The organism is Rhodosalinus sp. 5P4 (assembly GCF_041365695.1).
Lineage (GTDB): Bacteria > Pseudomonadota > Alphaproteobacteria > Rhodobacterales > Rhodobacteraceae > Rhodosalinus.
Genome location: NZ_JBGFSJ010000003.1, coordinates 292,735 through 318,425 on the forward strand (window position 1 = coordinate 292,735; position 25,691 = coordinate 318,425).

Genomic DNA, 25,691 nt, shown 5'->3' on the forward strand with positions numbered 1-25,691 from the left:
CCGACAAGAAAAATTCCTAAGTTTCAATCCCCACATGAAACGGTTTCATTTCCCGGATGCTGCCCCGTCTCAATCTTCATCATCTCGCCGTGCTGGAAACGCTGGCCGAAACAGGCACGCTCACCGCGACCGCGGCACGGCTCGGCGTGACTCAATCCGCCGTGTCGCACCGCCTGCGAGAGGCCGAGCGACGGCTGGGCGCGCCGCTCACGCGGCGTGGCGCGGGGGGCCGGCTACACCTCACGCCCGAGGGCGAGCGGCTGAGGGACTTCGCTGCGCGCAGCCTCGGCGAACTCGCCCGCATCGAGCGCGAGATCGCGGCCGAGCGCGCGGGCGACCGTCGGCTCGTCCGGCTCGGCCAGGCGACCTACAGCCGGTATCACTGGCTTCCCGATTTCCTGAGCTTCCTCGCCACGCACGAGCCGGATCTGACCGTGGATCTTTCAGGCCAGGCGACGGCGCGGCCCTTCGCCAGCCTCGCCGAGGGTGCGGTGGACGTCGTCACGGTCTACGGCCGCCCGTCGGCCCTGCCCCGGCTGCGCTGGTATCTGCTGGGCGCGGATCCGCTGGTGGCGGCCATGGCCCCCACGCACCGCCTCGCCGCGGCGGAGATCGTGGACAGCCACGCCGTCGCCGGCGACCGGCTCTTCAGCTACCCGATTTCCGCCGAACCCGGGTTCGAATGGGAAACGCTGATCGGCCGGCCGAACGCGCCGATGCGCAACGTCACGCAGATGCCCACGCCGGAGGCCGTCATCGACCTTCTCCGCGCGGGCTTCGGCGTCGGCCTCTTCAGCCGCTGGGCGGTGGAGCCCGAGGTGAAAGACGGAACGCTCGTCACCCGGCCCGTGGGCGAGGAGGATGTCGCGCTCGACTGGTGGGCCGTGATGCGCGAAAGCGACCCCGAGGACGGACCCGCCGGCCGGCTCGCCCGCGGGCTCTTGCAGTGGTCGGAAGGGTACCGCAACCCGCTGGCGCGGCTCGGTTTCGAGACGGGGTGACCGTGCCGGAACGACCGGGCCTCAGCCCTGCCGGTCTCGCTCTGCCATGGCGCGGAACTGCGCCGCGTGACGCGGGCTCCAGCGCACGTCGATGTGGTAGCCCTCTTCGTCCTGCGTCTCGCCGGTGACGAGACCCTTGTCGAAAAGCCACGCCCGGCGGCGGCCGTCGTCGAACCCCAGATCCACCCGCTCCGTCCGCCGCTCGCCTTCCAGCGCGCGGGAGATCATCTGCGTCAGCGCCTCGAGCCCCTCGCCCGTCCAGGCCGAGATCATCGCCACGCCCGGTTTCCGCGCCGCCGCGGCGCGCGCGGCGTCCACGGCCGGCGGCGCCATCCGGTCGAGCTTGTTCCAGACCTCGATCTGCGGGGTCGTTTCCACGACGCCCAGATCCTCGAGGATGGTGCGGACATCGCGCGCCTGCTCCTCGGTCTCGGGGTGCGAGATGTCGCGCACATGCACGATGAGATCGGCCTCCAGCACCTCTTCGAGCGTGGCGCGGAAGGCCGCGACGAGTTCCGTCGGCAGGTCGGAGATGAATCCCACCGTGTCCGACAGGATCACTTCGGGCCCGTCCGGCAGGCGGATCGCGCGCATGGTGGGATCGAGCGTGGCGAAGAGCATGTCCTTCGCCATCACCTCCGCGCCTGTCAGGCGGTTGAAAAGCGTCGACTTGCCGGCGTTGGTGTAGCCCACCAGCGCCACGATCGGATAGGGCACCTTGGCGCGCGCCGCGCGGTGCAGCGTGCGCGTCTTCACCACCTTGTCGAGCTGGCGGCGCAGACGCACGAGCTGTTCGTCGATGGCGCGTCGGTCGGCCTCGATCTGGGTCTCGCCCGGGCCGCCCACGAATCCGAGGCCGCCGCGCTGACGCTCGAGGTGGGTCCAAGCGCGCACGAGCCGCGTGCGCTGGTAGGACAGCGCCGCCATCTCGACCTGCAGGACACCCTCCCGCGTCGCGGCGCGGTCGGAGAAGATCTCGAGGATCAGCCCCGTCCGGTCGAGGAGTTTCACCTTCCAGGCACGTTCGAGGTTGCGCTGCTGCACGGGCGTCACCGGCCCGTCGATCAGGACAAGCTCGATGCCGTCCTCCGTGAAGCGCCGGCCAAGCTCCTCGATCTTGCCGGACCCGAAGAGCGTGCCGGGATGGGCCTTGGGCAGCCGCACGATCTCGGACCACTCGACGTCGAGCCCCGGCAGCGCGGCGGCAAGCGCCACGGCCTCTTCCAGCGCGTGGACGGGCTCGCGGCGCACAGGCTCCGTACGGATATCCGGATGAAGCACCGCGGCCGGGGTCATCCCGCTTTGCGAGGTGTCAGCTATTTTCGTCGCCGTCGTAAAGGTTGATGGGCTGGGCCGGCATCACCGTGGAAATCGCGTGCTTGTAGACGAGCTGCGATTGCCCGTCGCGGCGCAGAAGCACGCAGAAATTGTCGAACCAGGTGATCACGCCCTGAAGCTTCACGCCGTTTATCAGGAAGACCGTCACCGGAACCTTGGTCTTGCGCACATGGTTGAGAAAGGCGTCCTGGAGATTTTGTCGGTCCGATGCCATGAATTCTTGCCCTGTTTTCTTTCGGTCTTTTGCTCTGTTGCCGTTCCATCGGGCCACGCGCAACCGCCCCGCGAGGCCCGGGCGCACTTTCCCGCCCGGAGTATGTCTTGCATGACCCGGAGTTTCCAGCCCCAATCCGGGCGAGCGCCGCCGCCAGCCGCGGCGCGCTCACCGTCGCCAGAGTTCCGGCGTGATCAGGGCGATGATGGCGAGCATCTCGAAACGGCCGAGCACCATGGCCGCGCAGAAGACGAGCTTGGCCGCCCCCGGCAGCATGGCGAGCGAGATGGGCGTCTCGAGCGCGGAGGTGACGAGCGGCCCGGTGGTCGAAAGCGCCGCGATGGTCAGCACCAGCGCCTCCTCGAAACCGGAGCCGAGCGCGGCGAACACGACCGTCACGAGCGCGAGGCTCAGCGCGAAGAGCATGAAGAAGATCCACGCCACGAAGGCCCCGCGGCGCCGCAGCCGTCGGGAGAAGACGCTCGCACGACCGACCGAGGAGGGATGAACAAGCCTTTCCACCTCGCGCATCCCGTTGAGATAGAGCGCGTAGACCCGCAGAAGCTTGACCCCGCCCGCCGTGGTGGCCACGCCGCCCCCCACGAGCGCGAGCCCGAGCAGGATGAGTCCGGTCGTCTCCAGCCCCGACCAGTTCTGCGCGGCGTCCCAGTCCGCGCTCATGAAGCCGGTGGTGGTCAGATACGACAACACGGTGAAGATCGCGCCCCAGAGCGCCCGCAGCACGGCGCCCAGGTTTTCCTCCTCGCCGAAATCGAAGGCCCCGAGCCAGTGTCGCAGGAACAGAACGAGGGGCACGCCCAGAACGATCAGAAGCCCGAGGCGGAATTCCGGATCGTTGTGCAGCCCAGTGCGCTGCGTGGCGATCGTGTCGCTGGAAAAGGTGAGCCGCGACAGGGCGAAAAACAAAAACAGGAAGATCACCATCTCGCCGCCGCGCCCCGCGCCCGAGACCTCGAGCCCCCCGGTCGCGGAGATCCCCGAGGTGGACATCACCGACATGGCGTGCACCAGCGCGGGCAGCGTCGTTTCGCCCATGATCATCAGCATCACCCAGAGCGCGCCGGTCAGCCCGACATAGACGGGCGCGAGCGCCGCGGTGGCCCGCGCAAGCCGCGTCGCGGGCGCGGCGGCATGCATCTGCGGCTGGCGGCCCTCGCCCTGCCCCGGCTCGGCCGAGGCGGTCACCTCGAAGCCGCCGAGGTTCAGCGGCGCCAGGATCGACGCGGCGGCCACCCAGATCAGAAGGCCGCCCAGCCAGCCGACCTGCGCGCGCCACAGATGCAGTGCGGGCACCAGCCGGCCGGGATCCTCGAAAAGCGTGGCGCCCGTCGTCGTCAGGCAGGATACCATCTCGACATAGGCGTTGAGGAAGGACGTGGTCCGCACCGCCTCGTGGAAGGGGATCGCCATCGCGGCGGGCAGCAGCGTGAACACGCCGAGCAGCGACAGCAGCTGTCGCAGCGTGTCGCGCTCGGGCGGGCGACCCCAGCGCGCCACGGCCACGAGCGTCACCAGGATGAGCCCGAGCGTGCCGGCATAGAAAAAGGTGCGCGCGACGTGGTGATCGCCGTCCACCCGCGCCACCCCCGCGGGAAGGTACATCGACAGGGCGACGACGCCGGTCAGCAGCAGAAGAAGCGGAAGACGGTAGAGCCTGCCCATCGCCGGCTCAGAAGAAATCGATCGAGACCTGGAGCAGGCGCTCCACCTCGGGCACGTCGCCGGCGAGCGCGAAGAACAGGACCACGTCGCCATCCTCTATGCGCAGCCCGCCGGTGGGCTTGAGAACCTCGCCGTTCTTCTTGACCGCGCCGACGAGGACGCCCTCGGGAAAGTCGATGTCGCGGATCCGCTGTCCCGCGAGGGGCGAGGTCGACAGAACCTCCGCCTCGATCACCTCGGCCTCGGCGTCGCCGATGGAATACACGCCGCGCACCCGCCCGTGCCGGATATGGCGCAGGATCGAACTGACCGTGGTAGCGCGCGGGTTGATGTAGGCGTCCACGCCCAGCGTGCCCATCAGCGGCTCGAGGGTCGGGTCGTTGACCAGCGCGATGCCCATCGGGCAGCCCAGCGACTTCGCGCGCACCGCGGCGAGCATGTTGGTCTTGTCGTCGTCGGTCACGCAAAGCACCGCGTCGGCGCGTTCGATGTTGGCCTCTTGCAGAAGCGCCACGTCGAGACCGTCGCCGTAAAGCACGATGGTGCGTTCGAGCGCGTCCGCCGCGCGTTCCGCCTGGGCGCGGTCGCGCTCGATCACCTTCAGGCGGATGCGCTGGGCGCGTGCCTCGAGCGCGCGGGCGACCGTCAGCCCGACATTGCCGCCGCCGATCAGCACGACGCGCTCGGTGCGCTTGTGATCCTTGCCGAAGATCTCGAGCGTGCGGCCCACGTCCTTGGCGTGGGCGACGATATAGGCCTGATCGCCCGGAAAGAGCTGGTCGCCGGGCTCGGGCGCGAAGAGCGTGCCCTCCCGGCGCACGCCCACGACCACGGCGCGCAGCGTGGAGAAGAGGTCGGTCAACTGCCGCAGCGGCGTGTTGACGACCGGGCAGGCCTCTCCGATGCGCAGCCCCAGAAGCTGCGCGTCGCCGTCGAGGAAGGTCTCCGTGTCGAAGGTCGACGGCGCCGACAGGCGCTGCAGCGCGGCCTCGGCCACCTCGCGCTCGGGGCTGATGACCACGTCGATCGGCATGTGGTCGCGCCGGTAGAGGTCGGAATAGATCGCCGTCATGTAGGACTGGGCCCGCAGCCGAGCGATCTTGCGCGGGACGGAAAAGACCGAATGCGCCACCTGGCAGGTCACCATGTTGACCTCGTCGGAATGGGTGGCGGCGATGATCATGTCCGCGTCGCGCGCGCCGGCGCGCTCCAGGATGTCGGGGTATGAGGCGAAGCCCGCAATGCCCTGCACGTCGAGCGAGTCCGTCGCGCGGCGCACCAGCTCCGGGTTGTTGTCCACCACCGTGACGTCGTTGCGTTCCCCCGAAAGGTGGCGCGCGATCTGCCAGCCGACCTGCCCCGCACCGCAGATGATGACCTTCATGTGGAGCGGGCTCCCCTGCTTCCGGAAGCCTCTGCTTGGCAGAAGCCCCGCCCGGGGTCAATCTCGCCCCGGTCGCGGCGCGGTCCCCGGGACTCAGGCCCTCAGCCGCGCGCCCTGAGGATCGAACGGGGCCTGCGGCAGCACGCGGGCCGGGTGCGGCCGGCCAAGCAGCATCACCTCCACCTCCGCGCCCGGGGCCACGCCGTCGAGGAAGCCCAGGGCGAGCGAGCGCCCGACCGCGTAGCCGTAGGCGCCCGAGGTCACGCGGCCCGCGCCGCGGCCTTCGTGGAAGACCGGCTCGCCGCCCGTGGCGTCGGCCCGCGAGGCCTCTGCCGCGGCGTGGTCGATCTCGATCAGGCGAAGCGCCTCGCGGGCCGGGCGGCCCATCGTCTCGGCGGCGGCGTCGCGGTTGAGGAACGGCTTGTCGAGCTTCACGAGCCGTTCCAGCCCGACCTCCTGGGGCCAGTATTCCGGGCTGTATTCGCGCCCCCAGGAGCCGTAGCCCTTCTCGATACGCAGCGACATGAGCGCGCGCGAGCCGACGGGCGCGGCGCCAAGCGCGCGCCCCTCCTCGAGGAGCGCCTCGTAGAGGCGGAGCTGGTCGTCCTCGCGGCAGTGCAGCTCCCAGCCGAGATCGCCGGTGAAGGAGACCCGCAGCGCCGTCACCTCGACGCCCGCGACCTCGATCCGCTTCGAGCGCAGGAAGGGAAAGTCCGGCGTGGCGAGCGAGGCGCCTGTGAGGTTTTGAAGAAGCGCGCGGCTTTCCGGCCCCGCGACGTTGAAGCCGCAATGGCTGTCGGTAAGGGACTCGAAGACGGTGCCCGCCGGCAGCGGCACCTCGCGGAAGAAGCGGCTGTGGTAGCGCTCGGCCAGCCCCGAGCCGATGATCCAGTATTCCTCCGGCGCGAGGCAGGTCACCGTGAAGTCGCCCGCGATCCCGCCGCGCTTCCCGATCAGCGGCGCAAGGCAGGAGCGGCCGGGTTCCGCGGGGATGCGGTTGGCGAAGACCGCCTCGCACCAATCATGGGCGCCGGGTCCGGCGACGCGGTACTTGGCGAAGTTCGATATGTCGATGATGCCCGCGCGCTCGCGCAGCGTGCGGGCCTCCTCGCCCACCGGCGCCCACCAGTTCTGCCGCGTGAAGCCCAGCGTGTCCTCCGTGCCCGGCGCGTCCGCGAACCAGAGCGGATGCTCCCAGCCGTAGTTCAGCCCGAAGACCGCGCCCATCGCCTTCTGCGTCTCGTAGACAGGGCGCGTGCGCACCGGACGGCCGGCCGCGCGTTCCTCGTTCGGGAAATGGATCGCGAAGCGGTGGGCGTACTGGTCGCGCACCCGCGCCCTGGTGAAGGCGGGCCCGGCCCAGGCACCGAAGCGCGCCACGTCCCAGGCGAAGAGGTCGTGGCGCATCTCGCCCTCGGTGATCCACTGCGCGGCCATCAGCCCCATGCCCCCCGACTGCGAGAAGCCGGGGATGATGCCGTTGGCGCAGAAGTAGTTCGACAGCTCCGGCACCGGGCCGAACAGCACGTTGGCGTCCGGCGACCAGATCATCGGCCCGTTGATCACGCGCTTGATGCCGGCCTCGCCCACGGCGGGCACCCGTTCGATCGCGCGCATCATGTTCTCCTCGATGCGCTCGAGGTCGTCGGCGAATAGCTCGTGGCCGAAGCCCCGCGGCGTGCCCTCCTCGGCCCAGAGCCGCACGTCGCGCTCGTAGGCGCCCACGAGAAGCCCCTGCCCCTCCTGCCGGAGGTAGTATTCCCCGTCCCGGTCCGCGACCGAGGGCAAACGGCGGTCCATGGCGGCGATCTCGGGGATCGTCTCGGTGACGAAATACTGGTGCTCGGTGGGCTGGAGCGGAAGCTCGACGCCGGCCATGCGCGCCACCTCGCGGCCCCAGAGCCCGGCCGCGTTCACCACCCAGTCCGCGCGGATGTCGCCCTTCTCCGTGCGGACGAGCCAGGTGCCGTCGGGCATCTGCTCGGTCGCGGTGACGGGGGCGAAGCGGTGGATCTCGGCGCCCCGCGCCCGCGCGCCCGCGGCATAGGCGGCGGTGACGCCCGAGGGATCCACGTTGCCGCCGTCGGGCTCGTACATGATGCAGCGCACACCGTCGAAATCGACGAGCGGGTGCAGCCGCTCGGCCTCGTCGCGGCCGATTTCGTGAAAATTCATGCCGTAGAGGCGGGCCTTGGCCGCCTGCAGGCGGAGCTGGTGCTCGCGCGCCTCCGTCTGGGCGAGGTAGAGCGAGCCGGGCTGGAACACCCCGCAGCCCTGCCCCGTCTCCTGTTCCAGCTCGCGGTAGAGCTGCATCGTGTAGTGCTGGATGCGGCTTATGTTGGTGTTGTCGTGCAGTCCGTGGATGTTCGCGGCGGCGTGCCAGGTGGAACCCGATGTGAGCTCGTCGCGCTCCAGCAGCACGACGTCCGTCCAGCCGGCCCTGGCGAGGTGGTAGAGGATGGAGCATCCGATGACGCCGCCGCCGATCACGACGGCCTGGGCATGGGTTCTCATGAGGCCTGTTCCTTCGCGGTTTCGGCCAGACTGCACCGCGCCGACCCGCGCGGATCGCCGGAACCCGACATTCGATGTCGCCATGGGCCTTCGCGCAAGCGGCCCCAGCCCCCGGCGCCGCACCTCATCCGCGACATTCCGTGTCGCAGCCGGGCTTGCCATCCGGCCCGCAGCTTCAGAGGGTGGCGCAAAGCCAACGCGGAGGATCCCCATGAAGACCACCACCCGTGTCGCCGTGATCGGCGGCGGCGTCGTCGGCTGCAGCGTGCTCTATCACCTGACCAAGCTCGGCTGGAGCGACGTGATGCTGATCGAGCGGTCCGACCTCACCTCGGGGTCCACCTGGCACGCGGCAGGGGGCTTTCACACGCTCAACGGCGACACCAACATGGCCGCGCTGCAGGGCTACACCATCCGGCTTTACAAGGAGCTGGAGGAAATCACCGGCATGTCCTGCGGGCTGCACCACGTGGGCGGCGTGACGCTGGCCGACGACCGCGACCGCTTCGACATGCTGCTCGCCGAGCGCGCGAAGCACCGTTACATGGGCCTCGACACCCATATCGTCGGGCCCGACGAGATCCGGAAGATCGCGCCCATCACCAATCTCGAGGGAGTCATCGGGGCGCTCTACGACCCGCTCGACGGACATCTCGACCCCTCGGGCACCACCCACGCCTACGCCAAGGCCGCGCGGATGGCCGGCGCCGAGATCGTCACCCACTGCATGGTGCGCGAGACCAACCAGCGCGCCGACGGCAGCTGGGACGTGGTGACCGACAAGGGCACGATCCATGCCGAGCACCTCGTGAACGCCGCCGGCCTCTGGGCGCGCGAGGTGGGCGCGATGGCCGGTGTCTATTTCCCGCTGCACCCGATGGAGCACCAGTACATCGTCACCGACGAGGTGCCCGAGATCTACGAGCGCGACGAGGAGCATCCCCATGTCATGGACCCGGCGGGCGAAAGCTATCTTCGCCAGGAGGGGCGCGGCCTTTGCATCGGCTTCTACGAGCAGCAGGCAAAGCCCTGGGCCGTGGACGGGACGCCCTGGGATTTCGGCCACGAGCTGCTGCCCGACGATCTGGACAAGATCGAGGAGTCGATCGCCTTCGCCTATCGCCGCTTCCCCGTGCTGGAGCGCGCGGGCGTCAAGTCGGTGATCCACGGCCCCTTCACCTTCGCCCCCGACGGCAACCCGCTGGTGGGCCCGGTGCCGGGGATGCGCAACTACTGGTCCGCCTGCGGCGTGATGGCCGGCTTCAGCCAGGGCGGCGGGGTGGGGCTGATGCTCGCCCAGTGGATGATCGAGGGCGAGTGCGAGCGCGACACCTTCGCCATGGACTGCGCCCGCTTCGGCGACTGGATCACGCCCGGCTACACGCGCCCCAAGGTCGTCGAGAATTACCAGAAACGCTTTTCCGTCTCCTACCCGAACGAGGAGCTGCCGGCCGCGCGGCCTTTCCGCCAGACGCCGATGTACGACATCTTCGATCGCATGGGCGCGGTCTGGGGCCACCAGTACGGGCTCGAGGTGGCGAACTACTTCGCCGAGGAAGGCGAGCCGCGCTGGGAAACCCCGAGCTTCCGCCGCTCCAACGCCTGGGACGCCACGCGGCGCGAGGTGAAGACCGTTCGCGAAGCGGTCGGCATCAACGAGGTCCACAACTTCGGCAAGTATCTCGTGACGGGGCCGAACGCGCGCGCCTGGCTCGACCGGATCATGGCCGGGCGCATCCCGAAACCCGGGCGGCTCTCGCTCACACCGATGCTCTCGCCCCGCGGGCGGCTCTGGGGCGACTTCACGGTCTCCTGCCTCAACGAGGAGAGCTTCCAGCTGACCGCGAGCTACGGCGCGCAGGCCTTCCACATGCGCTGGTTCCAGATGAACGAGACGGAGGGCGTGCGGATCGAGAACGTCTCGGACCGGCTGAACGGCTTCCAGATCGCGGGGCCGTTGGCGCGCGACGTGCTGGCCGCCTGCACGCGCAGCGACATCGCGGACATGGCGTTCCTTGACGTGCGTCGGCTCACCGTCGGCATGGCCGATTGCCTGGTACAGCGCGTGAGCTACACCGGCGATCTCGGCTACGAGATCTACTGCGACCCGATGGAGCAGCGCGCGCTCTGGTCGGCGCTTCAGGAGGCCGGGCAGCCCCACGGCATGAAACCCTTCGGGATGCGCGCGATGATGTCGCTCCGCCTCGACCGGTTCTTCGGCTCCTGGGGATCGGAGTTCTCGCCCGATTACACCGCCGCCGAAACCGGGCTCGATCGCTTCATCGCGTTCCGGAAGAACGCGGATTTCATCGGCCGCGCCGCCGCCGAGGCCGAGCGTGCGGAGGGCGCGGCCCGGACGCTCCGCCCCTTCGAGGTGGACACGCTCGACGCCGACGTCCACGCCTACGAGCCGATCTGGATCGGCGGCGAGGTCCACGGCTTCTGCACCTCGGGCGGCTATTCGCACCACGCGGACAAGGCCGTGGCCCTGGGGCTGATCCCCACCGAGGCGGCGACGCGGGGGCTGGAAGTCGAGATCGAGATCCTGGGCGAGATGCGGCCGGCGCGGATGCTGGAAGACGCGCTCTTCGATCCCGATGGCGCGCGGCTGCGGGGCTGAACCCCCGCGCAGGGTGCGGGCCGGGAATTGGGGTGTCTGCCTTCGATGGGACGCGGATGACACGGGGCCTCGCGATCCTGATCCCGGCCGCGGGGGCGTCGTCCCGCATGCGCGGGCGCGACAAGCTGCTCGAGGAGGTGGAGGGCCGGCCGCTGCTCGCGCTTCTGGCCGGGCGGGCGCGCGCCGTGGCGGACACCGTGATCGTCACCCTGCCGGAGCCGCCCGGAGCGCGCGGGGCGGCGCTCGCCGCGCTCGACGTGACCTGCCTTGCCCTGCCCGAGGCCCGGCAGGGCATGGCCGCCTCCCTGCGCGCGGGCGTCGCGGCGCTGCCGCCCGACATTCGCGGGCTGATGATCCTGCCCGCGGACATGCCCGAGATCCGGCAGGAGGACATGCAGCGGCTGGCGGACGCGTTCGCGAAGGCCCCTGAGGCGATCTGGCAGGGTGCGGCCGAAGACGGCACGCCGGGCCATCCCGTGCTCTTTCCCGCCGACTGCCTGCCCGCGATCGCGGCCGTGACCGGCGACACCGGCGCGCGCGAGGTGTTGCGCGCGCAGGCGCACCGCGTGCGCCGCCTGGCGCTGCCGGGCCGGCGCGCGCTCACCGACCTCGACACGCCGGAGGACTGGGCGCGATGGCGCGCTCAGCGCGCGGCGGACAGGACCGACTGAGCGCCCGGCGCCGGGGTCGATGGCCTCGCCCAGCCGCGCAGCGTCACGAGTTCGGGGTATAGGCGCAGAAGTTCCTGGCGCATCGGGTTCGACGGGTCGCCCAGCGCCTCGTCGTCGACTCGCGCGGCCTCGAGCCAGACGCCATCGGCATTGATGGACTGCGTGCCGACGAACATCGGATGGATGTAGGTCGTGTCCCGCGCCGGTTCCTGCTCCACCCCTTCGAAACAGGTCAGGTGGATCGCCGCCACCGGAACCTCGCGCTGGCCGAACCAGCTGAGCGTGCGCGCGTCCGCGAAGGCGACCCGCGTCTGCGGCGACACGACGAGATCGCGCTCCGGCAGGCCCGGCCCGAACGCCCCCGCCCGGATCCGGACCGGGCGCAGTTCGGGGGTTCCCGCCAGCCGGTCGCGCGACAGAAGCCGCCGCCCAAGCCACACGATCTTGCGCGGCCCCGCGTCGCGGGTCAGAAGCTCCACGCCGACGGAGAGACGTTCCAGCGCCTCGCCACCGCGCGACGTGGCGACGAAACCACCGGTGTCGCGGCATTCCGGCGCGATCTCGCCGGTCTCGGTGAAGGTGATGGCGAACGGCATGATCTCAACTCCATTTACGCGGCCCCGAAGGACCAGACATGATACGCTCCCCGGACGGACCTGTCCGGCCACGGGGAAGGATGGGGCGCCGGCCGTTTGCCGGCCGGCGCCGGGCGGGCCCTTCCGTTTCGGGAAAGGTGCCGCCCGCGGGATGGTCCCTCGGCAGACCCCGGAGCCGGTGCCGGCCCCGGCCGCAAGTCAGTCCTGCAGCAGCCGCGCCTCGTGCTTCTTCAGCGTGCGGCGCGCCGCCCGGAAATCGCCATCTGCGCTATTTGTCGCAAGCTCCGGGAAAAGTTCGAGGATTTCGTTACGCTGGGCGTTTCCAATGCCTTTCAAAGTGTAATCGCCGGGCTGGAAGCTTTCCGTCCACGCCCCGTTCGACAGCACCACCTCGTGGTGCTCGAACATGAAGTGCAGGTAGGTCACCCCCAGCGTTCCGACCTCCTGCACCCCGGAGAGCCCGGTCAGATGCTTGGCCGCGGCCAGCACCTCCCGCTCGTCGAAGTAGAGGGTGGTCTTGTCGTTGGCGACGAGAACCCGGTGGTTCGGGCTGACCAGGAGGTCGCGCTCCGGCAGCCCGTTGCCGAGCGCGCCCGCCTCGATGAGAATCGGCCTCAGATGCGGCATCCGGGCAATCTGGTGCCCGGTCAGCGTCTGTGTGCCGATCCAGGCGATTTCCTGGATGCCGTTGTCGCGGGTGATGACGCGGTCGCCCGCCTTCAGATCCTCGACCAGCCGTTCGCCGCGCGGGGTCGCGATGACCGTGCCCGGCGTGAAACACGGAATCACCTTCTCGATGTTCCAGAACTTCGCGCTGCCGGCCACGGCACCGTCCCCGTCGAGGAATTCCACCCGTCCGTCGAGGCCGTTGCCGTCCTTGTCGGGCCTCGTGTCCACCACCCGCAGCGGACCCGCGCCCGTCAGGTCGAGCGTGTCGAAATCGTCTCCGCCGAAGCCGCCGAATATCTTGTCGCCGTCAGTGATGTCGCGGAACACGTCCCGACCGTGACCGCCGGACAGGATATCGGCCCCGCTGCCGCCTGAAAGCGTATCGTCGCCGGCGCCGCCGAAAAGCAGATCGTGCCCGCTTTCCCCGTGAAGCACGTCGTCGCCGCGTCCGCCCACGACGATGTCGTTCCCCTCGCCCGCCAGGACCGTATCGTCACCCGCGCGGGCTTTCACGATGTCGTCGTCGGGCCCGAGGAAGGGAAACTTGTTGTCGCCCCCGTCGATCACGTCGCCGTGACGGTCGCCGGTGTAGGCGACGTCGATCAGATCGTCCCCCTTGGTGCCCTCCACGAAGCCGTTGGCGTTCGCGCATGGCGGCAGGGTCGAGAAATGCATGTCGCTCAGCGTGATGCCTTTCGCGCCGCCCGTGCCGTCGGCGTCGTCGATCTCGATGCGGGCGACCGGCCCCGGGATTTCCACCAGCGTGGAGGCGGATGCCGGGCCCGCCCCGCCATCATCCTGCGCGCCGGTCAGCAGGTCGCCGGACCGCAGCACGCCCGTGCCGGGCGTGACGGTCACCGGAACGGCCTTGCCCGTGGCGTCGAAGGCGCGCACACTGGCCAGCTCTGCATGAGATCCCGGCAGCCCGCCCCGACCGTCATCGGCCGCGATGCGGAAGCACACGTTCTCGACCTCGGGCCCGAAGGCAGGGTCGGTGGCGGTGAAATCGAAAGTGGCGATGGCCCCACCCGCCGTGTGTTCGGACCCCGGGTGGCCAGACAGCGCGACGCATGAGCCCCGGTCGAAGGCGTCTCCATGCGCGGGACCGAATGCCTTCGATCCGGCTTCCGCCGGTGCGGTCGCGGGGGCACGGCCAAAGCCGATCTTGACGGCGACACCGTCGAGGTCGACCGATTTCGTTTCCCCGGAAGCCTCCGCGGCCGGTCCAAGCGATGTCCAACTCAATACGCGTTCGGGCATTGCCCGTCACCTTTCCCTCTCGACCCATCCTTACGATGGACGTCGCTCGCCCTGCTTTCCTGTCCGCGCCCGGGTCGCAACGCAGCGCGCTGACGGCCTTCGGGCGTTCCATGTCACGCGCCGCTCGCAGGGCATGCCCGGGCAACGCGACCCTCGCAAGGCGACTGTAGAAGGCGCAGCCCCGATCCCAAACGCAAAAACGGCAAGAAAGGGGTCACGGAATGGCTTACTCGCCATGATTTTCGCGGTCGCACCCCCTGGCAACAGGACCGCATTGTTTCCCCCACGGTATACGAAGAGCCTCCCGACCCATCATAATTTCCGTTTCGTCGGGTAATCACGCGCCGGACCGACCGATGCGTTCGGGTATACTGCAAAGATTGGTTCTGATTAGTGAACAATCGGAAAATTAGAATGTGGCGGAACATGGGCAACGCGCGCGCCCGCCACTGTTTGCGCGGGCCCATCAATTGCCCGGTGCGCGCGCCATTGGCCACAGCGGCCGCGGCGTCCGCGCGAATCGATCCCGAGGCTTCCGTCCTGCAGGCTGGAACGACCGCCGCGATCACACGCCAGCTGCATGGAAGCTCCGCGACCCATGCGCCGGCAAGGCCGCGCAGGCCTCTTCCACGCCGCGTCCGGGCGGAGCGGTCCGCGGCGCGTGGCTGTCGCGGACGCAGCGAAGGATTTACGGCGCGCGGCCGCGAAGAATCCGCCGCGCCATCCCGGCGAAGTTCTTCACGAACGCCCGCGGAGCGGCTTGTCGCGCCGCGGCCCCGAGGCGCAATCCCCGGTAGCGCGGCACGCAGCTTCCCTTCGACGGCCTGACCCGGGCGGTGCACGAATGGTGCGCGGAGACCTCCGCCGACCTGCCGGTTTTCGGGCAGGTCGGCTGCCTGGGACCGAACAGCTACCGCCCGCTTCCTTCACCTTCGAGGAGCGGATCACGCCGCAGGAGTTCGTGGCGAAGGCGAAACAGGCGACCGTGATCGTCAGCCACGCGGGCATGGGCACGATCATCACGTCCCTGACCCTCTCCAAACCGCTCGTCGTGCTCGCGCGGCGCGCGCAATACGGAGAGCAGAGGAACGATCACCAGGTCGCGACCGTGTGGCATCTGGGCCAGCGCAGCGGCCTGACCGTCGCCGCGAGCGAAGCGGATATCCCGAAGATCCTCGACCGGCTCGTCGCACAGGATCGCCAGGACGCCGCGGCGGACGCGCTGCCGACCTACGCCGACGAACGCCTCATCGCGTCGCTGCGCGACTTCATCCACGACGGGCATCGGGGCGCGCGCGAGACCCGCCCCTCCGACGCGGCACCGCCCGCCCGGTCCGGTCACGCCCGACGCCAGCGGTCCTGATAGGGGCGCGGCGGGCGCGCGGCAGCCTGCGGCATTTCCCGGCCCTTGCGTCCGGGCATGGTCTTCGGCCAGCTTCGTGACGGTGGGAGGGGCCCGCACCCGGCGCGCGCCCGGCGCGGCGGCGGGCACGGCCCGAAACGCACCTCCCGCACGAGCCGACGCGGCCCGGCGCGTCGGCGCGCCCCGCGAACCGCGCCCGGAACAAGGACCGAGACCGCGCCATGCCCCGTCTGTCCCGCCGAGCCCTGGTGACGGCCCTCGCCCTCGCGCCGCTGAGCGCGCGGGCCGAGCTGCGCGGGCGCGGCCCTGGCCTCGTCGCGCGCGAGGGCCGGCTCGAGGTGCGCCGCGCCGCGCTCGAACGGCTGGAGCCGGGCGGCTGGCTGCTCGCCCGCGTCGCCTTCGACGAAAGACGCGCGGCGGTCGTCGATCCTGAGGCGCGCACACCCGCGCACCGGCGCCTCGCGGCGCTCTTCGCGTCGGGCGCCGCGGCGGGCAACCACGGCGACCTTTACGACAACCTGGACGGCGGGCACTCCAGCCTTCCGGCCGGCGACCACCCGCAGCTGACCGCGACGGTCTATGACGAGGCGGCGCAGGACGACGGTCTGGCGCGCGGCCTCGGGCTGCGCGTGCTCTTCGACGCGCCGCTTATCGGCAACTGCTCCATGGCGCTGGTCGGAACCCCGTTCTGGCGCTCCCTGCCCCGCGCCGCGCTGACCCGGCCCGACGGCGCGCATCGTCTCTTCCGGGTCTACGCCTCGGGGGCGCTCCGGGTCTTTCCCGAACACAGGGATCACGACCCCGAGCACGGCGACCTCTTTCCAGCCAACACGCCCTACTGTCTGGTCTCGCAGGGCTCCTCCGGGTCGGACCGCCCGCATCTCGAGGCGCTCGCGATGATCCTCGCGGCGTTCCGCCCCGACACGAAGGCGGCGCTGCAGCGCGCCGGGCTCGTCGCGCCCACGGTGCAGATGGTCTACCGGCGCGCGCGGCTGGGCATCCTGCGCCGGGAGACCTACCTGACCGGCCGCGCCCATCCCACGGTCTTCGCTGCCGGGGACATCAACCTCTCCGGCATGGTGGCGCTCGCGAATGCCATCGCGCCCGACGCCGTGCCGCCCATGGTCCGCCTCGAGGTGGACGCGGAGACCGAGGCCCGCCCGGGCGTGGATGTCTTCGGCGAGGGGCTGGGCGAGCGGCTCTTCGACACGCCCTCGGCCATCGCGCGTGTCTGGCGCGCGCCGGTCTGGCGGCGCAGCATGATCGTCTCCGCCGCGAAGACCCGCGATCCGAACGGCCGGCCGCTGCGGTTCACCTGGTCGCTCCTGCGCGGCGACCCGGCGCGCACGCGGATCGAGCCGCTCGACGCCGCGGGCCGACGCGCCCGGATCACGCTGGAGTGGCAGCCCCCCCGCCCGGTGCCCGGGCGCGACGATGTCCTCTCGCCGCGGATCGACATCGGGGTCTTCGCCTCGAACGGCGTGCACGACAGCGCGCCGGGCTTCGTGTCGGTGCTGCTGCCCGCCCACGAGGCGCGCGTCTACGAACCCGCGCCCGACGGCGGCCAGAGGATCGCGCGGATCGTGCGGGCGGCCCCCGACGGCGTCTACGCCGACCCGGCACTCTTCCCGGTCACCGACTGGACGGATGTCTACCGCTACGGCGCGGACGGCAGCCTGCTGGGATGGACCCGGTCGCGGGCCTCGGGCGACACCCGGTACGATGCCGCGGGACGGCGGCGCGGCCCGGATGGCGCCTTGCGCGGCGTGCGCTATCCGGTGGACGCGTTGCCCGACGGCCGGCCCGTGCTGCGCGAGGTGCCCGTTATCAGGCCGTGAGGCGTGCCGCGTTCACAGGACCGACGCGCGGCGTCCTGCAGCAGCTATGTCTGCGGTCGCGGGATAACAAGTGGCGGGCGGTGCATCGTGTGATCGAGAACGCAAAACCTCCTACCCGGGGCGGGCGCCCTGTGAGGGGTCACGCGCGAATGGCTGCGTTCCGGGAAACCGGCCCAACGAGCCGCGATCGGACCCTTCCGCGCTTGACAGGCACCGCTCCGATACGACCTTTTAGCGCTGGAACGAGGGCATTGTCGGAACCGCTTCGTTTCGGAAAACTGACGCGACGCGCCAGGTGTCCGCCGCCCGTCGCACGACCTCCCGAGGGCGCGCCCGGAATGGCTTCGTTTCGGAAAACCGCGCGTTATGCCGGAACGCCCGCCTGGCGCAGCCAGTCCACCCAGCCCCGGAACGCGCGTTTCCGCGCGCCCAAGGCTTCGCGCAGGTAGCGCCGGGCGAGTTCGCTCTCCGGCGCATGTTTCTCGCGGACGCGGGTCTCGACGAGCTGGCCGTCGATCCACGTTTCGGTCACCTTGCGACCGACGAGCACCATCGCGTCCTCGACGCCGGGCGCGTGACCGGGCCCGCCGGCCAACGCCGCCAGCCGGGCCTCCAGCCCGGCGACCCGCGCTTCCGCCGGCGCGAGCACCAGCGCGCGGGAGAGCCCCTCCTCCTCCCGGAAGGCCGCCGCGGCGGGCAGTTCCGTGCGATCGAGGATCACCGTGAGCCATCGTTGCACCGCCTCGGGCGCGGGCGCCGCGGTCAGCCCGTGGCGCCGGGCGTTGCCCGATGCCCGTGCCTTGCCCGACGCGGAGCGCGGCCCGGTGCTCCGCTGCGCGTTCCGCCGGTTGGCGGCGACCTGGCGCGCGCTGGTCACGACACCTCCGCGACCGCCTCGATCGGGCGGGCGGCCTGAAGCGCGTCGAGATCCCGCTTCACCTCGCGGCAGCGCGGCTCGAGCTCTGCGATCTTGCGGTCATGGAAGCGTGTTGCGACCTCGCCGGCCTGCCAGAACTCGGCCATCAGCGCGACCATGTCCAGTCCGAGCGCCGCGATCTCGGCCTCCGCCGCGGCCACGGTCTCGGCGTCGCGCGACACCGCGCGCGCCGCGAGCTCGGTCGCCTCGCTCAGGGCGCCCGGCCGGTCGAACGGCGTTTCCTGGAAATCCTCCTCGGACTTGCCGGCCTCGATCCACGCGTCCCAGACTTGGTCGAGATGCGCCTCGTGGCGGGCGTGGCAGGCCTCGACGACGGCCTCCGTGATCTTGTGCTCGACCTGGCGCGCAAGGACGCGGTCGCGCATCCGTCGGTGCTGCAGCATGTCCCACTCGATCGCGATCAGGTTTTCCGCGATCACCGCCTCGTAGGGCGTGACGGGCGCCAGCGCGCGCAGAAGCCCCGCCTCGAAGGCGGGGAACGCGGCCGGCGACTGGCCGGGCAAGGGGTCCCGGCCCGGCAGCAATGCGAGGAAGGACGCAAGTCCGAAGCGCTGCGGATCGGGCGGCGTCAGGGCGGTTCCGGGGTCTGGTGTCTGGCCATCATGGCCTCCTTCTGGCTGGGCGACCCGGCGGCGCGCGCCGGCGTCGCGGTGGGTGCGCGGCCCCGATCGGCCGAGGGCGCCGCATGCGCGCGGCGGTCCCGACGGCACGGGGCCGGCAATCATTTGCATCAGGAGAAGGAAACGCCCCCCTTCGTTGCCGTGTCGGCCACATCGCCTTGCGGGCAGCCACCTTGCCGGGGTCGGCAGGTTGGCGGAGGCTCGCGCCCCACTCATGATGCACGCGCACATTACCTCATTCGCGAATCGTCGCGCAACCCCAATCCTTGCGCCCCGGTCTCGTCGGGGCGCGCGGGTCATCCCGCGGCCGGCGCCCGGAAGGCGAGCCGCATCTGCTTCTCGGTCTCGATCAGGGCGAAGAAGACCGCGCCGATCGCCACGATGATCACGCCGTCGGCCAGCGGCACCGGCGCGGTCCCCATGATCCGCTGCAACGGCGGCAAGTAGGTGATGGCGACTTGAAGGCCGGTCACGGTCAGAACGCTGATCCAGACGACCCGGGTGCCCAGCAGCGCCGACAGGCGCAGCGAGGCGCCGTGGATGTTGCGGATGAAGAAGAGGTAGAAGATCTCGAGGACGACGAGCGTGTTCATCGCCATCGTCTGCGCCAGCTCGACCGGGTACCCCCGGTCGGTCGCGTAGAGAAAGACGCCGAAGACCGCGGCGAGAAAGAGCCCCGAGACCAGCACGAGTTGCCAGATCAGCCCGCCGGTCAGCAGCGGCTCGCCGCGCGGGCGCGGCGGGCGGCGCATGGTGCCGGGCTCGGACGGCTCGAACGCCAGCGCGATGCCCAGGGTCACGGCCGTGACCAGGTTCACCCACAGGATCTGCACCGCCGTGATCGGCAGCGCGAGGCCCGCGAAGAGCGCCAGGATGATCGTCATCGCCTCGCCCGCGTTGGTGGGCAGGGTCCAGCTGATCACCTTCTTGATGTTGTCGTAGACCGTGCGCCCCTCGCGCACCGCCGCCGCGATGGACGCGAAATTGTCGTCGGCCAGCACCAGTTCGGCGGCCTCCTTCGCCGCCTCGCTGCCCTTGAGCCCCATCGCGATGCCGGCGTCGGCGCGCTTGAGCGCGGGCGCGTCGTTCACCCCGTCGCCGGTCATCGCCACGGTGAGCCCGCGCGCCTGCAGCGCGGTGACGAGGCGCAGCTTGTGCGCGGGAGAGGTGCGCGCGAAGATGTCGGTCTCCACCACCATGTCGGCGAGCGCGGCGTCGTCCATCGCCTCGAGATCGGCGCCGGTGAGTACGCGGTCGTGGTTCGTCAGACCGATCCTGGCCGCGATGGCGCGCGCCGTCGCCGCGTGATCGCCGGTGATCATCTTCACGCGGATGCCCGCGGCGTGGCACTCGGCCACCGCCTCGATGGCCTCCGCGCGCGGCGGGTCGATCAACCCGATCAGCCCGATCAGCGTGAGGCGCCCCTCGAGATCGGCGCTTTCCAGGGTTTCCATCTCCCGCGGCGCCGGGCGCGCCGCGACGGCGATCACCCGCTGGCCTTCCGCGGCCAGCGCCTCGACCTCGTCGCTCCAGTGCCCGGCGTCGAGGGGCGCCACTCCCCCGTCGGGCGCGCGCTGGTCGGCGCAGAGCGCGAGCACCGCCTCGGGCGCGCCCTTGACGTGGATGCAGGCCTCGCCGCCCCGGCCGTGATGCAGCGTCGCCATGTAGCGGTGCGCCGCGTCGAAGGGGATCGCGTCGGCGCGCCGCCACGCGCGCAGGGGCTCGGCCCCGTCGCCGGTGATCTTGCCGGCAAGCGCGATGAGCGCGCCCTCCATCGGGTCGCCCTCGACGTGCCAGCCATCCTCCGCGCCGCGCAGCCGCGCGTCGTTGCAAAGCGCCGCCGCGCGGGCGATCTCGGTCAGAACCGCGTGCTCGTCGGGATGGGCGTCCGCCTCGCGCCAGCGCACCGCGCCCTCGGGGGCGTAACCGCTGCCGCCCACCGAGTAGACCCGGCCCGCCGCCGCCAGCGTCGCCGCCATCATCTCGTTGCGGGTCAGCGTGCCGGTCTTGTCCGAGCAGATCACCGAGACCGAGCCCAGCGTCTCGATCGCCGGCAGCCGGCGGACGATGGCGTTGCGCCGCGCCATCGCCTGCACGCCCACCGCCAGCGTGATGGTCAGCACCGCCGGCAGCCCCTCGGGGATCGCCGCGACCGATAGGCCCACCACCGCCATGAAAAGCTCGGAAAACGGCAGGTGGTCCACGAAATAGCCGTAGCTCAGCAGCGCGCCGGCCACGATCAGGATGAAGAGCGTGAGCCAGCGCGCGAAGCGGTCCATCTGCGCCACCAGCGGGGTGGTCAGCGTCTCCACGCGGCCCAGCATGCCGCTGATCCGGCCGATCTGCGTGTCGGCCCCGGTGGCCACCACGACGCCGCGCCCCGCCCCGGCCGCCACGAGCGTGCCCGAAAAGAGCATCGGGCTGCGGTCGCCCAGGGACACCTCCGCCGCGACGGGCGCGGTGCCCTTGTCGACGGGGACCGACTCGCCCGTCAGCACCGCCTCCTCGGCCTTGAGCCCGCGCGCCGCGATCAGCCGCAGATCCGCGGGCACGCGGTCGCCCGCCTCGACCAGAACGATGTCGCCCGGCACGAGCCCGGCCGCGTCGAGGCTCGTGCGCCGCCCGTCGCGCAGCACTGTCGACTGCGGCGCCAGCATCCCCCGGATCGCGGCCATCGCCTGCTCGGCCCGGCCCTCCTGGATGTAGCCGATCACCGCGTTGACGAGCACCACGGCGAGGATCACGCCGGTGTCGATCCAGTGCTGCAAAGCCGCCGTCACCGCGGCGGAGGCGATGAGCACGTAGATCAGCACGTTGTGGAAGTGCCCCAGGAACCGCAGCACCGGGTTGGGCGCCGGCGGCTCGGGCAGGCGGTTCGGCCCGTGCTCGGTCAGCCGGCGGGCGGCCTCCCCGGCGCCGAGCCCGTCGGGCCCCGTCGCGAACGCGTCGAGCAGGTCCGCGGCGGGGCGGGCGTGCGGGGCGGTCTCGCGGGTGTCGGTCATCGGCTGCGCCTCGCCTTTCCCGACGCCGCGCGTTTTCGCTCACGACGCCTGCTTCTCCTCCGTCCGGATCTCCGGGATCTCGGTACGTTCCTTTTCGGGCGCGCCGCACAGCAGGTCAACCGCTTGATCGGCCGCGTCCTGGAACGGCTCGAGCACGATGTCGGCGCCCGCGCCGAAAAGCGCCTCGGTGTCGCGGGGGTGATGCGAGGCGACGGCGATCCGGCCGGAAAAGCCCGCCGCCCGCGTGAGCTGGATCAGCGTCGTGCGGGTGTCCTCGTGGCTCAGGCCGGTGGGGTGGATCGGCACGGTCGAGACGATCCAGTCGGCCTGCGAGAGCGGAAGCTCGGCCACGAACTCCGGGTCGGTCGCGTCGCCGAACTCGCTCGCGAGGCCCAGCTCGCGCCACCGCCGCACCGAGAGCGGGTTGAAATCCGCCCCCAGCACCGTGACGCCGCGCTTTTGCAGCCGCATCCCGATGGCGGTGCCGAACCGGCCCAGCCCGAAGACGATCACCTTGTAGCGGTCGCCGCGATGCGCGGCCGCGTCGTAGGGCTCGCGCGGGGTGCCGCGGCGCTCGAAGATCCCCAGCACCGGCTCGAAGAGCGCGTAGAACCGGTGCGAGTAGGTGATCATGTAGGTGGAGGCGGCGATGGTGACGAGCCCGACCATGGTCACGAGGCCGAGCGCGTCCTCCTCGACATGGCCGATCGAGACGCCCATCGCCACGAAGATCAACGAGAACTCGCTGATCTGCGCGACCGTCAGCCCGGCGAGGAAGCCGGTGCGCTTGCGGTAGCCCATCGCCCCCATGATCGCGAGCACGATGAGCGGGTTGCCGATCAGCACGAAGAGCGAGAAGACGATCGCGCCGGTGACATGCGTGCCCAGCAGCGACAGGTCGAGCGTCGCGCCGAGCGCGATGAAGAAGAAGAGCAGCAGGAAGTCGCGGAGCGGGGCCAGCCGCGCCGCGATGGTCTCGCGGTAGGGCGTGGAGGCGAGCGCCACGCCGGCCAGGAGCCCGCCCACCTCCTTGCCCAGCCCCACGAAATCCCCGATCGCCGCGAACATCGCCGCCATGGCGATGGCGAAGATCACCAGCAACTCCTGCGCCCGGGCGAGACGCTCGGTCAGCGGGTCGGCGATGTAGCGCACGAAGAGCACGACGAGCGCGACCATCGCCACGCCCGAGACGAGCACCGACATCACCGTGCCGCCGCCCTGGCCGCCGCCCTCCGCCGCCGCGCCGATCCCGATGGCCGAGAGCACGATCATCGCCAGCACGACGACGATGTCCTGCACGATCAGAAAGCCGAGCGCGATCTGCCCGTGCAGGCTGTCGATCTCGCGCTTGTCGGAGAGCAGCTTGACGATGATGATCGTCGAGGAGAACGTCAGCGCCACCGCGACGTAGAGGCTGGTGACCGCGCCCAGCCCCAGCGCGAGCCCGATCAGGAAGCCGAAGACCGAGGTGAAGGCGACCTGCCCGAGCCCAGTCGTGAGCGACACCGCGCCGAGCGACCGGATGAGCTTCACGTCGAGCTTGATGCCGACGAGGAAAAGCAGAACGGCGATGCCGAGCTGCGACAGAAGATCGATCTGCGCGTCGGCGCGCACGACGTCGAGCGCCGAGGGCCCCGCGATCAGGCCGACGGCGATGAAGCTCACGATCAGCGGCTGGCGCAGCGCGATCCCGAAAAGCCCGATGGCCGCGGCCATCACCAGCAGAAGCGCGACCTCGGCGAAGGGCGAATGGGTCAGCGCCTCGATCATGCGTCCCGCCCGCCCGGGGGCCCGGGCGGGGCGCCCGCCTCGGGCGCGTCCGGCGCGCGCGCCCGCGTGGCGTGGCTGGCCAGGAACGCCGCCAGATCCGCGTCGGCGATCCGCCACCCCTTGCCGATCACGATCGCGCGCAGCTCGCCCTGCCGGATCCAGCCGCGCACGGTCGCCTCGCTGACCTTCAACCGGTCGGCCACTACCTTGACCGTCTGATACGCGTCGCGGGCCATGGCATGGACCTTTGCCGTGTCGTTGCGTGACGGATAGCGTTCTTTGGTGCAATCGGGGTGATTTCGGTGAAATGATTTGCCGCAGGCACCGGTTGGGGTCAAGAACGTGACGACCCGTCGGCGAGAGGGGGGCATGCGATGAAGACGATCCTGCTGGCCACCGACTTTTCCGAGCGCTCGGACCGCGCGTTCCGGCGCGCGTCCCTGCTCGCCCGGCAGGTCGGCGCCACCCTCGTGGTCGTCCATGTCGTCGACGACGACCAGCCGCGGCGCATCCTCGACAGCGAACGCGAGGCGGCCGCCGGGCTCCTGGAGGATCTGCGCGCCACGGTGCGCCGCGTCGACGGGATCGCCTGCGAAACCCGCCTCGTCCTGGCCGATCCCTTCGCCGGCATCGCGCAGGCGGCCGCGGAAAGCGCCGCGGACCTGCTCGTCATCGGCCCGCACCGGCGGCAGGCCCTGCGCGACGTCTTCGTCGGCACCACGGCCGAGCGCACGATCCGGTCGGTGACGACGCCCGTGCTGATGGTCAACGCCCCGCCCGTGGCGCCTTACGCCCACGTCATGCTCACCACCGACCTCTCCGACGGCGCCGCGGCGGCGGCCCGCGCCGCGACGCGGCTCGGGATCGCGGGCGAGGCCCGGCGCTCGATCCTGCACGTCGTCGACGCGCCGGTGGGCCATCTCGTCCTCGGCGGCAACGTCGCGCCCGAGGGGCGCGCCGCCTACCGCGACGACGCGCGCAGCGAGGCCGCGCGCGAGCTTGCGGCCTTCGTCGAGGCGACGGGCCTCGGCACGCTCCGCCAGAGCCCGCGGCTGAGCGGCGCCGCCCCGGCCGACGCGATCCTCGAGGCCGCGCGGGAGGAGGCGGCCGACCTCGTGGTGGTGGGCACCCACGGCCGCAGCGGCCTCGCGAAGCTCTTCCTCGGCAGCGTGGCCGAAGCGGTGCTGCGCAAGGCCGACCGCGACGTCCTCGCCGTCCCGCCCGCCGCCGCCTGAGCGGGCGGCGCGTCCCTGCGGTTGCCAAGAAACAGCACCCCGCGAATCGCGCCCTTGCGCGCGTTTTTGTCATCGTGCATTTCACGCCTTGCAACAAGAACACGAGTCGTGCTTCCGCCAACCTGTCTGACGCAGCGAGTCGGTCGCCCGAGAGGGAATTCGGCCGGTTTGGCAACGAATGCAACCATCTGCCCGAGAGCAACCATCGCGCCGGTCCCCAAGAGGAAGATCCGCCAAGATCATCCGCATAGGCTTCGTCAGGCCGGCCGCCCCCATCACCACAGCGGTGCTCTCGCTGGCCGAGCGGGAATGCTGCGCTGCGCGGAACCACTGCGTACCTCGCTCCGCCGCCGAAAGCTGTTCGCCCGGCCGCTCGAAGATGCGCCTTGAGCCGCACCGGCTGGTGTTCATCGACGAGACAGGCGTTACCACCAAGATGACCCGGCTACGGGGACGGTCCCGGTGCGGAACGAGGCTGGAGGCCGACGCCCCGTTCGGACATTGGCAAACCCAAACCTTCATTGCCGGCTTGCGCATCGATGAACTGATCGCGCCCTGGGTGCTCGATGGGCCCATGAACCGGGCCGCGTTCGAGACCTATATCGAAACTCAACTCGCCCCCGTTCTGCAGCCCGGGGACGTTGTCATCGCCGACAACCTGTCGTCACACAGATCCGCGAGGGCCCAGGCCTGTCTGAAGGCGCAGGGTAACTGGATGCTCTTTCTGCCACCTTACAGTCCTGACCTGAATCCAATCGAGATGGCCTACGCCAAACTGAAAGCCAATCTTCGGCGCGCCAAAGCGAGGACATTCGAGGCCCTATTACAATCCGTCGCACGGACCTGCGACCTCTTCCCGGCCCAAGAGTGCCTCAACTTCTTCAAGGCTGCCCGTTATGTTGCAGATTAAATGGACGATGCTCTAGTGGCTTTAAATACCCCTTCCTCTACAAGAACTTACGAGAAATTCACCAAT

18 protein-coding genes, 1 pseudogene and 1 riboswitch are annotated in these 25,691 nt (G+C 70.5%); of the genes and pseudogenes, 7 read left to right on the forward strand and 12 right to left on the reverse strand.

The genetic code is table 11. From position 1 onward, the window contains the following. Positions 1-56 precede the first annotated feature (56 nt). Positions 57-1,001: a LysR family transcriptional regulator gene (locus AB6A69_RS07020; RefSeq protein WP_371038337.1), complete on the forward strand. Its 945-nt coding sequence runs from the start codon at positions 57-59 to the stop codon at positions 999-1,001. A 21-nt stretch (positions 1,002-1,022) separates the two neighbouring features. Here the strand turns inward: AB6A69_RS07020 and hflX are convergent, their stop codons facing one another. From hflX to AB6A69_RS07045, 5 genes are all read right to left on the reverse strand, one after another. Beyond that, the gene (hflX, locus tag AB6A69_RS07025; RefSeq protein ID WP_371060232.1) at positions 1,023-2,297 is read right to left on the reverse strand and encodes a GTPase HflX; all 1,275 of its coding nucleotides are present in this window, start codon (positions 2,295-2,297) and stop codon (positions 1,023-1,025) included. Between the two features lie 16 nt (positions 2,298-2,313). Further along, positions 2,314-2,553 (reverse strand): RNA chaperone Hfq, encoded by a 240-nt coding sequence (gene hfq / locus AB6A69_RS07030; RefSeq protein ID WP_371038335.1) that lies wholly within the window; start codon positions 2,551-2,553, stop codon positions 2,314-2,316. A 168-nt stretch (positions 2,554-2,721) separates the two neighbouring features. Next, positions 2,722-4,236 carry a TrkH family potassium uptake protein gene (locus AB6A69_RS07035; protein WP_371038334.1) on the reverse strand — a complete coding sequence of 505 codons (1,515 nt, stop codon included), beginning with the start codon at positions 4,234-4,236 and terminating at the stop codon, positions 2,722-2,724. Positions 4,237-4,243: 7 nt separating this feature from the next. Next, positions 4,244-5,620: a Trk system potassium transporter TrkA gene (gene trkA / locus AB6A69_RS07040; RefSeq protein ID WP_371038333.1), complete on the reverse strand. Its 1,377-nt coding sequence runs from the start codon at positions 5,618-5,620 to the stop codon at positions 4,244-4,246. A 93-nt stretch (positions 5,621-5,713) separates the two neighbouring features. Then, positions 5,714-8,134: an FAD-dependent oxidoreductase gene (locus tag AB6A69_RS07045; protein ID WP_371060233.1), complete on the reverse strand. Its 2,421-nt coding sequence runs from the start codon at positions 8,132-8,134 to the stop codon at positions 5,714-5,716. 211 nt (positions 8,135-8,345) lie between these two features. Between AB6A69_RS07045 and AB6A69_RS07050 the strand changes: the two genes are divergently transcribed. Together AB6A69_RS07050 and AB6A69_RS07055 are read left to right on the forward strand one after the other, a co-directional pair. Further along, the gene (locus AB6A69_RS07050; protein WP_371060234.1) at positions 8,346-10,754 is read left to right on the forward strand and encodes an FAD-dependent oxidoreductase; all 2,409 of its coding nucleotides are present in this window, start codon (positions 8,346-8,348) and stop codon (positions 10,752-10,754) included. 56 nt (positions 10,755-10,810) lie between these two features. Continuing rightward, complete coding sequence (locus tag AB6A69_RS07055; protein ID WP_371060235.1) at positions 10,811-11,425, forward strand: NTP transferase domain-containing protein; 615 nt, start codon at positions 10,811-10,813, stop codon at positions 11,423-11,425. Here the strand turns inward: AB6A69_RS07055 and AB6A69_RS07060 are convergent. Together AB6A69_RS07060 and AB6A69_RS07065 are read right to left on the reverse strand one after the other, a co-directional pair. Beyond that, positions 11,398-12,021 (reverse strand): Hint domain-containing protein, encoded by a 624-nt coding sequence (locus tag AB6A69_RS07060; RefSeq protein WP_371060236.1) that lies wholly within the window; start codon positions 12,019-12,021, stop codon positions 11,398-11,400. The genes AB6A69_RS07055 and AB6A69_RS07060 overlap by 28 nt on opposite strands. Positions 12,022-12,219: 198 nt before the next feature. Continuing rightward, the gene (locus AB6A69_RS07065; protein WP_371060237.1) at positions 12,220-13,950 is read right to left on the reverse strand and encodes a Hint domain-containing protein; all 1,731 of its coding nucleotides are present in this window, start codon (positions 13,948-13,950) and stop codon (positions 12,220-12,222) included. A 961-nt stretch (positions 13,951-14,911) separates the two neighbouring features. Here AB6A69_RS07065 and AB6A69_RS07070 point away from each other — a divergent pair. Together AB6A69_RS07070 and AB6A69_RS07075 are read left to right on the forward strand one after the other, a co-directional pair. Further along, complete coding sequence (locus tag AB6A69_RS07070; protein WP_371060238.1) at positions 14,912-15,313, forward strand: glycosyltransferase; 402 nt, start codon at positions 14,912-14,914, stop codon at positions 15,311-15,313. Between the two features lie 248 nt (positions 15,314-15,561). Next, entirely contained in the window at positions 15,562-17,151 is a 1,590-nt protein-coding gene (locus AB6A69_RS07075; protein WP_371060239.1) for a hypothetical protein, read from the forward strand. Positions 17,152-17,515: 364 nt separating this feature from the next. Here the strand turns inward: AB6A69_RS07075 and AB6A69_RS07080 are convergent, their stop codons facing one another. From AB6A69_RS07080 to AB6A69_RS07100, 5 genes are all read right to left on the reverse strand, one after another. Next, positions 17,516-18,028 (reverse strand): hypothetical protein, encoded by a 513-nt coding sequence (locus AB6A69_RS07080; protein ID WP_371060240.1) that lies wholly within the window; start codon positions 18,026-18,028, stop codon positions 17,516-17,518. Then, positions 18,025-18,591 (reverse strand): hypothetical protein, encoded by a 567-nt coding sequence (locus tag AB6A69_RS07085; protein ID WP_371060241.1) that lies wholly within the window; start codon positions 18,589-18,591, stop codon positions 18,025-18,027. The genes AB6A69_RS07080 and AB6A69_RS07085 overlap by 4 nt, the downstream gene beginning before the upstream one ends. A gap of 239 nt (positions 18,592-18,830) precedes the next feature. After that, positions 18,831-18,934: riboswitch (SAM-I-IV-variant riboswitch) on the reverse strand. 70 nt (positions 18,935-19,004) lie between these two features. Next, positions 19,005-21,710 (reverse strand): cation-transporting P-type ATPase, encoded by a 2,706-nt coding sequence (locus AB6A69_RS07090; RefSeq protein WP_371060242.1) that lies wholly within the window; start codon positions 21,708-21,710, stop codon positions 19,005-19,007. 39 nt (positions 21,711-21,749) lie between these two features. Further along, complete coding sequence (locus AB6A69_RS07095; RefSeq protein WP_371060243.1) at positions 21,750-23,480, reverse strand: cation:proton antiporter; 1,731 nt, start codon at positions 23,478-23,480, stop codon at positions 21,750-21,752. Beyond that, complete coding sequence (locus tag AB6A69_RS07100; protein WP_371060244.1) at positions 23,477-23,716, reverse strand: helix-turn-helix domain-containing protein; 240 nt, start codon at positions 23,714-23,716, stop codon at positions 23,477-23,479. The genes AB6A69_RS07095 and AB6A69_RS07100 overlap by 4 nt, the downstream gene beginning before the upstream one ends. Before the next feature lie 138 nt (positions 23,717-23,854). On the opposite strand from AB6A69_RS07100, the gene AB6A69_RS07105 reads away from it, so the two are divergent. Both AB6A69_RS07105 and AB6A69_RS07110 read left to right on the forward strand, forming a co-directional pair. After that, positions 23,855-24,715 (forward strand): universal stress protein, encoded by an 861-nt coding sequence (locus tag AB6A69_RS07105; protein WP_371060245.1) that lies wholly within the window; start codon positions 23,855-23,857, stop codon positions 24,713-24,715. A 376-nt stretch (positions 24,716-25,091) separates the two neighbouring features. Further along, positions 25,092-25,625, forward strand: a pseudogene (locus tag AB6A69_RS07110) (IS630 family transposase); the annotation flags it as partial. Between the last annotated feature and the right edge of the window lie 66 nt (positions 25,626-25,691).